This window comes from Blastococcus jejuensis (assembly GCF_039534705.1).
Taxonomy (GTDB): Bacteria; Actinomycetota; Actinomycetes; order Mycobacteriales; family Geodermatophilaceae; genus Blastococcus_B; species Blastococcus_B jejuensis.
This window is the reverse complement of sequence record NZ_BAAAVV010000003.1, coordinates 273,962-286,638: the sequence shown is the minus strand read 5'-3', so window position 1 is coordinate 286,638 and position 12,677 is coordinate 273,962. Positions and strand designations below refer to the sequence as shown.

The 12,677-nt window shown below is 72.0% G+C and carries 12 protein-coding genes; 8 read left to right on the top strand and 4 right to left on the bottom strand.

The window, feature by feature from the left end; genetic code table 11:
* The first annotated feature begins 188 nt into the window (after positions 1–188).
* Genes ABD644_RS08445 through ABD644_RS08430 form a run of 4 tightly spaced genes read left to right on the top strand, consistent with a single transcriptional unit; the run spans position 189 to position 5,051 of the window.
* The gene (locus tag ABD644_RS08445) at positions 189–707 is read left to right on the top strand and encodes an acetyl-CoA carboxylase biotin carboxyl carrier protein (RefSeq protein ID WP_344688328.1); all 519 of its coding nucleotides are present in this window, start codon (positions 189–191) and stop codon (positions 705–707) included.
* A gap of 10 nt (positions 708–717) precedes the next feature.
* Positions 718–2,088, top strand: a complete 1,371-nt coding sequence (locus tag ABD644_RS08440; protein ID WP_344688327.1) for an acetyl-CoA carboxylase biotin carboxylase subunit — start codon at positions 718–720, stop codon at positions 2,086–2,088.
* A complete protein-coding gene (locus ABD644_RS08435) occupies positions 2,085–3,560 on the top strand; it encodes a hypothetical protein (protein WP_344688326.1) in 1,476 nt (491 codons plus the stop codon). Before ABD644_RS08440 ends, ABD644_RS08435 begins: the two co-directional genes overlap by 4 nt.
* Positions 3,561–3,563: 3 nt before the next feature.
* The gene (locus tag ABD644_RS08430) at positions 3,564–5,051 is read left to right on the top strand and encodes an AMP-binding protein (protein ID WP_344688325.1); all 1,488 of its coding nucleotides are present in this window, start codon (positions 3,564–3,566) and stop codon (positions 5,049–5,051) included.
* 18 nt (positions 5,052–5,069) lie between these two features.
* Here the strand turns inward: ABD644_RS08430 and ABD644_RS08425 are convergent, their stop codons facing one another.
* Positions 5,070–6,287 (bottom strand): acyl-CoA dehydrogenase family protein, encoded by a 1,218-nt coding sequence (locus ABD644_RS08425; protein ID WP_344688324.1) that lies wholly within the window; start codon positions 6,285–6,287, stop codon positions 5,070–5,072.
* 74 nt (positions 6,288–6,361) lie between these two features.
* Between ABD644_RS08425 and ABD644_RS08420 the strand changes: the two genes are divergently transcribed.
* A complete protein-coding gene (locus ABD644_RS08420) occupies positions 6,362–7,543 on the top strand; it encodes a thiolase family protein (protein ID WP_344688323.1) in 1,182 nt (393 codons plus the stop codon).
* 18 nt (positions 7,544–7,561) lie between these two features.
* Here ABD644_RS08420 and ABD644_RS08415 read toward each other — a convergent pair whose 3' ends face one another.
* On the bottom strand, positions 7,562–8,314 hold the full coding sequence (locus ABD644_RS08415) for a tyrosine-protein phosphatase (protein ID WP_344688322.1): 753 nt from the start codon (positions 8,312–8,314) through the stop codon (positions 7,562–7,564).
* A 618-nt stretch (positions 8,315–8,932) separates the two neighbouring features.
* Between ABD644_RS08415 and ABD644_RS08410 the strand changes: the two genes are divergently transcribed.
* The 3 genes from ABD644_RS08410 (at position 8,933) to ABD644_RS22700 (ending at position 10,254) form a co-directional block, all read left to right on the top strand.
* On the top strand, positions 8,933–9,166 hold the full coding sequence (locus ABD644_RS08410) for a hypothetical protein (RefSeq protein ID WP_344688321.1): 234 nt from the start codon (positions 8,933–8,935) through the stop codon (positions 9,164–9,166).
* Positions 9,156–9,467, top strand: a complete 312-nt coding sequence (locus ABD644_RS08405; protein ID WP_344688320.1) for a type II toxin-antitoxin system PemK/MazF family toxin — start codon at positions 9,156–9,158, stop codon at positions 9,465–9,467. The genes ABD644_RS08410 and ABD644_RS08405 overlap by 11 nt, the downstream gene beginning before the upstream one ends.
* A gap of 520 nt (positions 9,468–9,987) precedes the next feature.
* The gene (locus tag ABD644_RS22700; protein ID WP_425547416.1) at positions 9,988–10,254 is read left to right on the top strand and encodes an SRPBCC family protein; all 267 of its coding nucleotides are present in this window, start codon (positions 9,988–9,990) and stop codon (positions 10,252–10,254) included.
* A gap of 210 nt (positions 10,255–10,464) precedes the next feature.
* On the opposite strand, the gene pabB is transcribed toward ABD644_RS22700, so the two are convergent.
* Together pabB and ABD644_RS08395 are read right to left on the bottom strand one after the other, a co-directional pair.
* Positions 10,465–12,225 carry an aminodeoxychorismate synthase component I gene (gene pabB / locus ABD644_RS08400; RefSeq protein WP_344688319.1) on the bottom strand — a complete coding sequence of 587 codons (1,761 nt, stop codon included), beginning with the start codon at positions 12,223–12,225 and terminating at the stop codon, positions 10,465–10,467.
* A complete protein-coding gene (locus tag ABD644_RS08395) occupies positions 12,222–12,668 on the bottom strand; it encodes a tRNA-specific adenosine deaminase (protein ID WP_344688318.1) in 447 nt (148 codons plus the stop codon). The genes pabB and ABD644_RS08395 overlap by 4 nt, the downstream gene beginning before the upstream one ends.
* Positions 12,669–12,677: the final 9 nt, after the last annotated feature.

Genomic DNA, 12,677 nt, shown 5'->3' with positions numbered 1-12,677 from the left:
CCTCCGACCGGCAACTGGTTCTCCTGGCGATGCTAACGCCGGAGTGAGCCGAACCGGGGGGCGATCACCCCCTGGGAGTGCCGAGACATCGGATGTCTGTGGCATCCTGCTGTGGTGCCGGTCACTCCGGCGCCTGCGACCGCCGTCATCGCCGGCCGCAGCTGGAAGGGATCGCGAGGAGCCGCGTCGTGTCGCTGACCCCCGAGGACGTCCAGTCGCTCATCGCTGCCTTCGAGGCGTCGGAGTGGGACGAGATGACGCTCTCGATCGACGGGACGCAACTGGCTCTGTCCCGCAGCGGCAGACCGCCGGCCGGCGCCGCGGCACCGCCCCCAGCCCGTCCGGCGGCCCCTGACGCCCCGGGCCCGGAACGGCCGGCACTGCCGAGCGAGCCCGCCCGCACGGCCCCGGCCGCCGCCCCCGGCGTCCCTGCCGGGGCGGGAGGCAGCGCCGGTGCGGACGGCGCACTGCGGATCACCGCCCCCTCGGTGGGGTTGTTCTGGCGCTCGCCCCAGCCCGGCGCGCCGCATTTCGTCGACGCGGGACAGACCGTGGGCCCCGACGACACCGTCTGCATCGTCGAGGTCATGAAGCTGATGAACCACGTCAAGGCGGGAGTCGCCGGGGTGGTCCGGTCGGTCGAGGTCGAGAACGGTGCCATGGTCGAGCACGGTCAGGTCCTCTTCGTCCTCGACCCCGTGTCGTGAGGCCGCAGCCGTGACGTTGCGGCAGGTCCTGGTCGCCAACCGTGGCGAGATCGCCGTGCGGGTGGTGCGCGCCTGTGCCGACGAGGGGCTGCGCAGCGTCGTCGCCGTGTCCGAGGCCGACCGGGAATCGCGGGCCGCGCTGGTCGCCGACCGAGCGGTCTGCATCGGGCCCGCGTCGGCCACCGACAGCTACCTGGACATCGGGCGGGTCGTGGCGGCCGCGCTCGGCACCGGCTGCGACGCCGTCCACCCGGGCTACGGGTTCCTGGCCGAGCGGCCCGAGCTGGCCGAGGCGTGCGCCGAGCACGGCCTGGTGTTCGTCGGTCCACCGGCCGACGCCATCCGGCGCGGTGGGGACAAGGCCGTCGCGCGGGAGCTGGCCGAGTCCCTGGGCATCCCCGTCGGCGAGGGCTCGGACACACTGGCCGACGCCGTCCAGGCCCGTGCCGTCGCCGACGGCATCGGCTACCCGGTCGTGCTCAAGGCGGCTGCCGGCGGCGGCGGCCGCGGCATGGTGCGCGTCGATTCGGGGGAGCAGCTCTCGGAGGCCTTCGGCCGGGCCACGCACGAGGCGCAGCAGGCCTTCGGTGACGGGCGGATGTATCTCGAGCGATTCATCACGCGGGCCCGCCACGTGGAGGTGCAGGTGCTCGCCGACCACCACGGCGGGATCGTGCACCTCGGGGAGCGGGACTGCTCGACGCAACGGCGCTACCAGAAACTGATCGAGGAGGCGCCCGCTCGCGCCGTGCCCGAGGAGATCCGCCGCGACCTCTGCGCCGCGGCCGTCGAGCTGTGCCGTGCGCTGGACTACGTCGGTGCCGGCACGGTCGAGTTCGTCGTCGACGTCGACCGGGGGATCTGGTCCTTCCTCGAGGTGAACACCCGGGTCCAGGTCGAGCATCCGGTCACCGAGATGGTCACCGGCATCGACATCGTGCGCGCGCAGCTGGCCATCGCCGGTGGCGACCGGCTTCCGGTGCGCCAGTCGGACGTCGTGCTGCGCGGACACGCGGTCGAGGTCAGGGTCAACGCCGAGGACCCCCGGCAGGACTTCGCACCGGTCCCGGGCCTGGTGTCCCGGTGGGTGGAGCCGGTGGGCGGCGGGCTGCGGATCGACACGCACGTCTTCGGTGGCTACCGGATCCCGCCGCACTACGACTCGTTGCTGGCGAAGGTGATCGCGCACGGGCCCGACCGGGAGGCGGCCCTCGACCGCCTCGACCGGGGCCTGGCCCACCTCGTGATCGAGGGGGTGCCGACGACTGCGGAGCTGTTGCGGGCGGTGCTCGGCGCGGAGGAGTTCCGGGCCGAACGGCACCACACGCGCTGGATCGAGCAGGAATTCCTGCCCGAGTGGAGAGGGGCACCGGCCGCATGACGCGGATCGAGTTCGTGGACCAGACGCTGCGCGACGGCCAGCAGAGCCTGTGGGGGATGCGGATGCGGGCGGGGCACGCGCTCCCCGTCCTCGACCTGGTCAACCGGGTCGGCTACTCCGTCATCGACGTCACGGGTTCGTCGATGTTCGAGGTGCAGGTGCGCCACTGGCACGAGAACCCCTGGGAGGGCCTCGACCTGATCCGGGAGCAGCTGCCCGGGGCGACGCTGCGTGCCGGCACCCGCAGCAACGGGGCGGTCGGCATGGGGCTCACGCCGTACTCGGTCATGGACCTGTGGGTGACCACGCTTGCCAAGCACGGGATCAACAGCTTCTGGATCTTCGACTGCCTGCACGACACCGACCAGATGGGCCGCCTGGCCCAGACGGTCATCTCGGCCGGCGCGACGCCGTCACCGCAGGTCATGTTCGGCACCTCCCCGGTGCACACCGACGAGTACTTCGCCGACGTCGTCTCGCGGCTGGCCGCGGTCCCCGGTGTGGCATCGGTCCTGCTGGGGGACGAAGCGGGGGTGCTCGACGTCCGGCGCGCGGAGCACTTCCTCCCGGCGATGGTCGCGGCCGCCGGGGACGTGCCGCTGGAGATGCACTTCCACAACACGACCGGTCTGGCGTCGGTCAACCACCTGATCGGCGTCGAGGCCGGGATCTCGATCCTGCACACCGCCGCCGAGTCGCTGGCCAACGGGCCGTCGATGCCTTCGGCGAACGTCACGGCCGACAACTTGAAGCGTCGCGGCTTCCAGCCGGCCATCGACGTGGGCCCGCTGGCCGAGATCAGCGACCACTTCGCCCGCGTGGCGGTCAACGAGGGACATCCGGTGGGGGCGCCGCGGGAGTACTCGGTGGCGGTGGCCGACCAGCAGCTCCCCGGTGGGATGACAGGGACCCTGCGCAACCAGCTGCAGCAGTACGGGATGCCCGAGCGCATGGGCGAGGTGCTCGAGGAGGTGACTCGGGTCCGAGCCGAGATGGGCTGGCCCATCATGGCCACCCCGTTCAGCCAGCTGGTCGGCATCCAGGCCTTGCTCAACGTGGTGACCGGCGAGCGGTACTCGATGATCCCCGACGAGAACCTCATCTACCTGGCCGGGCACATGGGGAAGACGCCCGCGCCGGTCGACCCCGAGGTGCTGGACAAGGCGCTGGGCTCCGGTCGGGGCAAGGAGTTCGTCTCCTGGACGCCGCCGCAGCCCACCATCGCGGAACTGCGCCACGAGCACGGCGACACACTGTCCGATGAGGAGCTGATCCTGCGCGTGCTGATCCCCGGCCCCGACGTGGACAAGACCTACGCCAGCGGTCCGGTGGCCCGCGACCTGCCTCAGGCGGCGACGCCGGAAGCGGTCTTCCTCCGCCGGCTCGTGCGCGAGACCCGCGCTGCCTACGCGTCCTACTCGCACGGGCACACGCACCTGGAGCTCCGGCGGCACCCGGGCGGGGAGGGCTGAGCGGTGCAGATCGGCTCCCTCATCCGCACCACCGCCCGCCGCTATCGCGATCGCCCGGCGCTCACCTGCGACGGCCGGACGGTGAGTTTCACCGAGTTCGACCAGGCGACCGACCGGGTCGGTTCGGCGCTGCTGGCCAGCGGGCTCGCGCCCGGTGACCGGGTGGGGGTGCTCCTGCCCAACGGCCTCGAGGGCCTGGTCGTGTACTACGGGCTGGCCAAGTCCGGGCTGGTCCGGGTACCGCTCAACCACCGGGAGACGCCGGACGAGTGGGCCTACAAGCTCACCGACTCGGGCGCCCGCGGCCTGGTGGCCGGGGACGACCTGGTCGGCGGCACCTCTCTGGACGCCCCCGACCTCGCGGTCGTGCATGGGTCGGACTGGCTCGACCGGACGTGCTGGTCGGGCCCGGTCGAGATCTGCGACGTGCCGCGAGACGTCGAGGCGCCGTACCGGTTCGGGTACACGGGTGGGACGACCGGGCGGCCCAAGGGCGCCGTGCTCACGATGCGTGGCGAGCACGCCGAGCTGGCCCACTTCCTGGTCGACCTGTTGCCCGACGTCGGCCCGGACGACGTGATGCTGCATGCGGCGCCGGTCATCCACGCCAGCGGCGCCTTCTTCCTGCCGCACTACGTACGGGGCGCGCACAACGTCGTGATGAGCCGTTTCACGCCGTCGGACTACCTGGAGGAGCTCCAGCGCACGCGGGCGACGGCCACCTTCCTCGTCCCCACCATGATCGCGATGACGGTCGACGACCCGTCGGTGGCCGACCTCTCCGTGCCCGCGCTGCGCCGGCTCTGCTGGGGGGCCTCACCGATCCCGCCGTCGGTGGCCGAGCGGGCCCAGCAGGCCTTCGGGCGGGTGCTCGCGCAGACCTACGGGCAGGCGGAGGCGCCGATGGCGATCACGCTGCTCCAGCCGGACGAGCACGACCGGGTCGGTTCCGCCGGGCGCGCCTACACCCTGGTCGAGGTCCGCGTGGTCGACGACGAGGACCGCGAGGTGCCGACCGGGGAGGCGGGCGAGGTGGTCACCCGGGGGCAGCACGTCATGAGCGGCTACTGGAACCGGCCGGAAGCCACGGCGGAGACGTTGCGCGGGGGGTGGCTGCACACCGGTGACATCGGCCGGATGGACGACGAGGGGTTCCTGTACCTGGTCGACCGGCGCAACGACGTGATCATCTCGGGCGGGTCCAACGTCTATCCGCGCGAGGTCGAGGACGTGCTCACGGGGCACCCGGCGGTCCGCGAAGCAGCCGTCGTCGGGCTGCCCGACGAGCGGTGGGGCGAGACCGTGCACGCGGTGGTGTCGCTGCGGCCTGGTGTCCCGGCGCCGACGCAGGAGGAGCTGCTCGCCTATGCCGGGCAGCGGATCGCCGGCTACAAGAAGCCGCGGTCGCTGGCCGTGTGGGAGGACCTGCCGAAGAGCCCGGCCGGCAAGATCCTCCGGCGCAGCGTCCGCGACGCCGAGCGCCCCGGCTGATCGGCCGGGCCCGCCGGGTCAGCGGGCGCGCAATTCCCTGCGGGCGATGACCATCTCGTGGACCTCGTCCGGGCCGTCGGCGATCTGCAGCAGCCGCGCCTGCGCGTAGAGAGCGGCCAGCGGGGTGTCCTGGCTGACCCCCATCCCACCGTGCGCCTGGATCGCGCGGTCGACGACGTACTTCGTCACCTCGGGTACGGCCACCTTGATCGCGGCGATCTCGGTGCGGGCGCCCTGGTTGCCCACGGTGTCGATCAGCCAGGCGGTCTTGAGCACCAGCAGGCGGGCCTGCTCGATCTGGATGCGGGACTGGGCGATCCAATGCTGGACGACACCCTGCTCGGCCACCGGCTTGCCGAACGCGACCCGTGCCTTCACCCGGTCGACCGTGAGCTCGACGGCCCGCTCGGCCATGCCGAGCAGCCGCATGCAGTGGTGGATGCGCCCGGGGCCGAGCCGGGCCTGGCTGAGCGCGAATCCCGACCCCGGCTCGCCCAGCAGGTTCTCGGCCGGCACGCGGACGTCGTCGTAGTGGATCACCGCGTGGCCGCCGTGGGTGCTGTCCGTGTAGCCGAACACGCTGGTCGCCCGCTCGATCCGGACGCCGGCGGTGTCCAGCGGGACGAGGATCATCGACTGCCTGCGGTGCGGGTCGGCCTCCGGGTCGGTGACCCCCATGACGATCGCGACCCGGCACCGAGGGCTCATCGCACCCGACGACCACCATTTGCGCCCCTGGATCACGTAGTCATCGCCGTCGCGCCGGATGGCCGTGGCGATGTTGGTGGCGTCGGAGGAGGCGACAGCGGGCTCGGTCATCGAGAAGACCGAGCGGATCTCCCCGGCGAGCAGCGGCTCCAGCCACTCCTCCCGCTGCTGGTCGGTGCCGAACAGGGAGAGCAGCTCCATGTTGCCGGTGTCGGGTGCGGATGAGTTCACCGCCTCCGGGGCGATGAGGGGACTGCGCCCGGTGATCTCGGCCAGCGGTGCGTACTGCAGGTTGGTCAGCCCCGCGCCGTAGCCGTGGCGCTCGTGGTGCTCCCGGGGGAGGAACAGGTTCCACAGCCCCCGGGACCGCGCCTCGGCCTTGAGCTCCTCGATGACCGCCGGAGTATCCCAGCCCGAGGTCTGCGCCTGATCGGCGAACAGCGGCTCGCTCGGTATGACGCGAGTGTCGACGAAGGCGCGCAGCTCTGCCGCCAATTGGGTGGTCCGGCTGTCCGGCGCGAAGTCCACGATGCGCTCCCGTCCTCGTTCGGCCCAGTGCCAAACATCCGATGTCTGCGTCCGAACCCTAGTAGCGTCGCCGTATGGACGGCACAGCTCTGGTGGTCGATGCGATCCGCACCCCGGTGTGCCGCGGCCGGCCCGACGGCGCGCTCCAGGGAGTGCACCCGGTCGACCTGCTCGCCGGTGTGCTCGAGTCGCTCGTGACGCGGCTGGGCGTCGACCCCGGCGAGGTCGACGACGTCGTCGCCGGGTGCGGCATCCCGGCCCGGGAGCAGGCCGGGAACATCGCTCGCCACGCGGTGCTGGCCGCGGGTTGGCCGGCCTCGGTGCCGGGGATGACCGTCGACCGCAAGTGCGGCTCCGCGCAACAGGCACTGCACCTGGCCGCGCAGGCGGTGGCCAGTGGCGCGCAGGATGTCGTGGTTGCCTGCGGCGTGGAGATGATGGGCACGGTGCCCATGCGGGCCGACCGGCAGGGCGCGGATGCCCAGGGTCCTCGGCTGCGGGCTCGCTGGCCCGAGGGGCTGGTCCACCAGGGGATCTCGGCCGAACTCATCGCGGCGAAGTGGGGGCTCACCCGCGAGGACTGCGACCACTTCGCCGCTCGCTCGCAGCAGCGCGCCGCCGCGACGCGGGCCGCCGGTTTGCTCGAGCGCCAGATCGTGCCGGTGGCCACCGAGCGCGGCACGGTCGCCGCCGACGAAGGCATCCGGGAGGGGACGACGCCGGAAGGTCTGGCCCGGCTGCGCCCGGCCTTCCTCGACGAGGCCACGGCGGCGCGCTTCCCGGAGATCCGCTGGGTCGTCACGGCCGGGTCCTCGTCGCAGGTGTCCGACGGTGCGGCCGCGGCGCTCGTGGTGTCCGAGCGTGGGGCGCGGAGGCTCGGGCTGGAGCCGCGCGCACGGGTGGTCGCCGGGACCGTCGTGGGGGACGACCCGATCATGATGCTCACCGGCCCGATCCCGGCCACCGGGAAGGTGCTGGCGCGGGCCGGACTGCAGCTCGCCGATCTCGACGCCATCGAGGTGAACGAGGCCTTCGCATCGGTGGTGCTCGCCTGGCAGGCCGAGTACGGGGCCGACCCGGAGCTGCTCAACGCCTGGGGAGGGGCGATCGCCTACGGGCACCCCGTCGGCGCCTCCGGCGGTCGATTGCTGGCCACGCTTCTCGACGTCCTCGACCACCGGGACGGGCGGTACGGCCTCGTCACCATGTGCGAGGGCGGCGGGATGGCGAACGCCACGGTGCTCGAACGCCTCTGACCCGAATGCTGGCCCGGTTCAACCGGCCGATTCGGTCAGCTGCTCGCGCAGCTGCTCCACCATCGCGTCGTCGACCCCCTGGTCGTCGAGGAACCGGCGGACACCGCCGTACTCCCGCTCGACCGCGGCCAGGAATCGGGCCATCGTCGTCGCCTCGGTGATCCGGGCTTCGGCCGGCAGCGCGTCCAGCCGCTCGCCGTAGCTCTTCATCCGGCGCAGCTGGCCGAAGACCTCGTCCATGCGCTCGGCGCCGGCTGCGTACTCGGCGGCGATCACGTCGGCGGGCACCCCCACGGCGGTGAGCACCACGGCGACGGCCACTCCCGTGCGGTCCTTGCCCGCCGCGCAGTGCACGACCGCGGGGAGAGCGCCGGGCTCGGCCAGGGCTGCGACGACTCCGGCGACGGCGTCGGGGGAGCTCGCCAGGTAGCCGAGGTAGTGCTGCACGATGACGTCGTCCTCGCTGGTGAAGCGAGGAGTGGCGTTGCCCTGCTGCTCGCTGCCCCGTACCAGGAAGGGCAGGTGGTGGTAGCGGTGCGGCAGCTCGGCGAGCGGACCGCGGCCCTCCACCTGGACCTCGTAGGGCAGCCGTAGGTCGACCACCGTCGCCACACCCAGATCTGTGGTCAGCCGGCGGACCGAGTCCTCGGTGAGAAATTGCAGGGTGTCGCTGCGGAACAGGCGTCCACGCCGGAGACGTCGACCATCGGAGGTGGGCAGACCTCCTACCTCTCGGAAGTTCAGAGCGCCGTCCAGTGAGTGCCACGCCATGTCGGCACGATAGACGTCGGATGACCGCACCGAGGAACCGACAGGCGCGGCGGCCTGCAGCCCGAGATCTCCGGCGCCGGGCGTCGTCGTGCAGCCGCACCGCTGAGATGCCTTTCCGCGAGCACGTCGAGAAACCGGTGCTCGTGCCCCCGGGTCGTGGCGTACGACGCGAGCGGGGAGCCCCAGGCCTTTTCCGTGCCTGCTCGATCGACACGGCCGGACTGTGATCGTGGAGCTGCACCGCTGATCCGCCCCTGGGTCGGACGAGTGCTGCTTGTCGATGGCCATGGCGGGAACCGGGCTGACGCTGTCCCGGCTCCGGATCCCGGTAGACGCTCCTAGCCGACCAAGATACGTGCGGGTGCGGTGCAGGCCGCGACGCGAACGATGTCGCGGGACACCTGTGAACGGTGTCCCGCGACACCGCGGTGGAGCGGGTGACCGGGATCGAACCGCCATGGCCAGCCTGGAAGGCTTGCTTCTCTGAGCGGTGTCTTTACTGGTCAGTGGCTTATCGGGCAGCGTCCGTGCCTTCCGATTGCCTCAGCCTCGGGCTCGCCTCCGGAGGGCCTCCCGACAGCTCCTGCCACGTCTTACATCCCGTGAGACACTGGAAGCATGGCTGAGACGATCACCTTCCGTCCCGATGAAGACGCCCGGCGGGCGCTGGCCGTCCTGACGCAAGACGGCACCTCCGTCTCCACCGCCGTTCGAGCAGCTCTGATCGAGGCCGCCAAGACGGCAGCGCAGGACAGGTTGCGCGTAGAGGCCGCTGCTTTGGCAAGCGACGACGCCGACCGCGCCGAGGCGGCTCAGGTTCTTCGGGATATGGAGACACTGCGTGCGTGGTGAGGTCTACCGCCTGCGCGCTCCCCGTGGGGTCCGGGGCCATGAGCAGGCCGGCGTCCGCTACGCGGTCGTCGTCCAGTCCGACCTGCTACCGCTGTCGACCTGGCTGGTCGCGCCCACGTCCACCTCGGCACGGGCGGCCACCTTCCGTCCGGAGGTGTCCATCGAGGGCCGCCCGACCCGGGTGCTGGCCGAGCAGACCAGTGCCGTGGATCCGCATCGCTTGGGAGAGTCGGCCGGGCACCTCAGCTTCGATGAACTGCGCCAGGTTGACGCCGCGCTGCGCCTGGTCCTCGGCCTATGACGAACACACGGCACCTGTCCCGCCACCAGTCCGCTGCCGGGCACGAGCCCTCGACCCAAAGCGACCTCGGGTGATCGTCGTCCATGGCACCCGGAGCGCTCCGGGACCGAGTGCGGGGATGGGCTGTCAGGTGGGGTGAGACGACGACGGCGCTCTGGCCTGACATGCGACCGTGCCCGGTGGTGCCACTCTGCCGCGCTGCTGGGTCGACGAGCTGGCGCTGCTGCCTCTCGTCATGCCGCTGGCTCCCGCCAGGACCCTCCAGCACGCGGATGTGCGCGGACACGGCGGTGCGCGAGATGGGGATGGGCGCCGCAACCTCCGTCACTCGCGCCGGCGATTCACGCAGGCGGCTGACGATCGCGCTGACCCCGGCGTCCTTGAAGGTGCACACCCGGGTCGGGCCGTCCATCGTGAGGCTGGCGATTCCCGGGATTCAGCGATCGACGGCGACCAGATCGCCGGCCCCCAGGTCACGTCCGGATCGGCCTTGATCTTCACCGTCTCGTGAAAGGTCGACATCTCCGTCCACTCCATCGAGGTCGCCCCGCCACGGCGACTGGTGATCGCCTGGGGCCACGCCGGCTCGTCGGTGCTGCCGCCCGGCAGCAGTACGGTCGAAGTCACCTTCGAGGCCGTAGCCGGAGGGACCAAGCTCACCGTCGAGCACCGAGACCTGCCCATAGGGGAGGCGTCCCAGCACGCGATCGGTTGGGCGCACTTCCTCACACGCCTGAGGTCTGCGGGCGCTGGCGTTGACCCAGGTCCGGACCCATTCGGTAGCTAGCGAACGCATGTAGTTGTAGCCGACCCGGATGGCGTCATGGTCCGAGTTGCAGAAGAGCCCGCGAACCGGACTGGACTACATCACGGGGCGGGACGTCACCCGTGCACGCCGATACCGGCTCCTAAGCCTTCCGGGCAGCGTGCCCCGGCAGTCCATCCGGGCCCCACGGAGCGCCGGGGACGGCGGAGGTGACCTGGGTTCAGGCGGCAGTCACCCGGGAATCAGGACGGCGGGACGCCAGCCGCGCAGCGAATTGACCACCGCGAGGCCGGTGGCGTCGTGCAGGTCGGCGATGCTCAAGGCGCGCTCCTGCAGCACTTCCCGTTCCAGCAGCCGGGCGCGCTCCACGCCGGGAAGGCACCCGGCGGAGACCGGCGGCGTCCACCAGCAGCCGTCGATCCGGATCGCGAGGTTGGCGACCGTGGTCTCGGTGACCTCGCCCCGTTCGTTGACGAGGACGACGTCGTCAGCTCCGGGATGGCACGCGGCACGGTCCTCGTAGACGTCGCGGCGCGAGGTCTTGTGAGCGAGCCAGACGCTCGCTGAGTCGACCGGAAGGTCGTCGATCGCCAGGCAGACCGGGACGCGGGAGGCGGCCGGGAGAGTGCCGATGTCGACCGAGACGCGGCCTCGGCGTGACAGCCGGATGCGGACCCGTGCCGGCTCGCCGCGATCAGGCAGTGCCGCGTCGACGGCCCGCCGGATCTCAGCGAGGTTACAGGGATGGCCGAAGTACTCGGCCGAGTCAGCGAGCCGGGCCAGGTGCCGGTCGAGGTTCCGTAGGCCCTCCCCGGGCGTGTAGGCGAGCGTCTCGAGCAGCTCGCAGTCCGGGGGCGGCGCGGTGAGGACAGCGGCCTTGGCCAGCAGCTCGGCGTGCTCGGCGGCCGGGTCGGAGTCCCACGTGATGCCCCCTCCGGCGCCGTAGACGGCGGTTTCGGTGGCCCGATCGATCACAGCGGTGCGGATGGCGACGTTGAACCGTGCCCGGAACGGGGCTCCGGGCGGGGCGACCAGGCCGATCGCGCCGCAGTAGACGCCGCGGGGACCGCTCTCCAGGTCTCGGATCAGCTGCATCGTCCGCGTCTTGGGGGCGCCGGTGACCGAGCCGCACGGGAACAGCGCCCGGAAGACGTCGACCAGGTCGACGTCCGGACGTGTCCGTGCGGTGATCTCGGAGGTCAGCTGCCACACGGTCGGGTAGCGCTCGAGGGCGAACAGCTCCGGCACGTCCACCGTGCCGACCTCGGCGACGCGGGCGACGTCGTTGCGGAGCAGGTCGACGATCATCAAGTTCTCGGCGCGTTCCTTGTCGCTGGTCCGCAGCCGGTGAGCCTGCTCCCGGTCGGTCGCGGTGGTGCGGCCCCGGGTGGCGGTGCCCTTCATCGGGCGGGTGCGCAGCCGGTCGCCGGTCCAGTCGAAGAACAACTCCGGGCTCGCACTCGCGATGACGTGGCGTCCCAGGTCGAGGTAGGCGTTGGACGCGCCGCGCTGGGCCAGCGCGAGCCCGGCATACCACTCGCGCAGGTCACCGTCGAGCCTCGTGCGCAGTCGATCGGTGAGATTGACCTGGTACGTCTCGCCGGCCGCGATGTAGTCGCGCACGCGGGCGACGGCGCGGGCGTGCTCGTCGGCGCTCCAGCCGGGTGCCCACGCGGCGGCCGGCGCGTTCCGGGCTGGGCGGTCCACCGGGGCGACCTGGGCGGGGGGCCGGCAGAGGCCGAACCACGACAGCGGCGGGTCCTCCGGGCTGCCCGTACTCACCGCCAGCGTGGGGTCGAGGCCGCTCGCCGCTTCGTAGGAGACGTAGCCGAAGGCCCAATCACCGCGGGCGGTGGCTCGGTCCACCTCTGCCAGCACGGGCACGACGTCCTCCGGACGACGCGCGGTGAGGACGCGGTGCGGGGGCGAGAAGAGCAGGGCGGTTCCGGACACCAGGTCGTCGAACCGGGCCCAGGCCGCAGAAGAGCTCATCCAGCCCGCCTGGCGGCGTATCGCCCGGACGTCCCGTGGCGCCGGTGAGCAAGGGTCGCGGCCACGGTGCGGACGGCGTCGACGGTGGGCGCCACGTCGTGGACCCGCACTCCCCACGCGCCGGCCTGTGCCGCCAAGGCACTGGTGGCCAGCGTCGCCGCGTCGCGTTCCGTCACCGGGCTCCTCCGGTACACCGACGCGGGCAGCCGCCCGGCCTGCTCGATGTAGTCGGTCTCCGCATGCCGGATCGCGCTGCCCATCTGCACCCGGCGGTTGCGACCGACGGCGAGCACCTGCCCGTCGTGCACCAGAGCAGCGCTGATGGGCACACCGCCCTCGGCCCACCCGAGTCGCGCCTGCTCGATCGCGAGACCGAGGAACTCCCGGTCCGCTTCCTGGTGCGGCGGCGGCGCTGGCGCGGCCGATGCGAGGTCCTCGGTCATCTGTCGCGT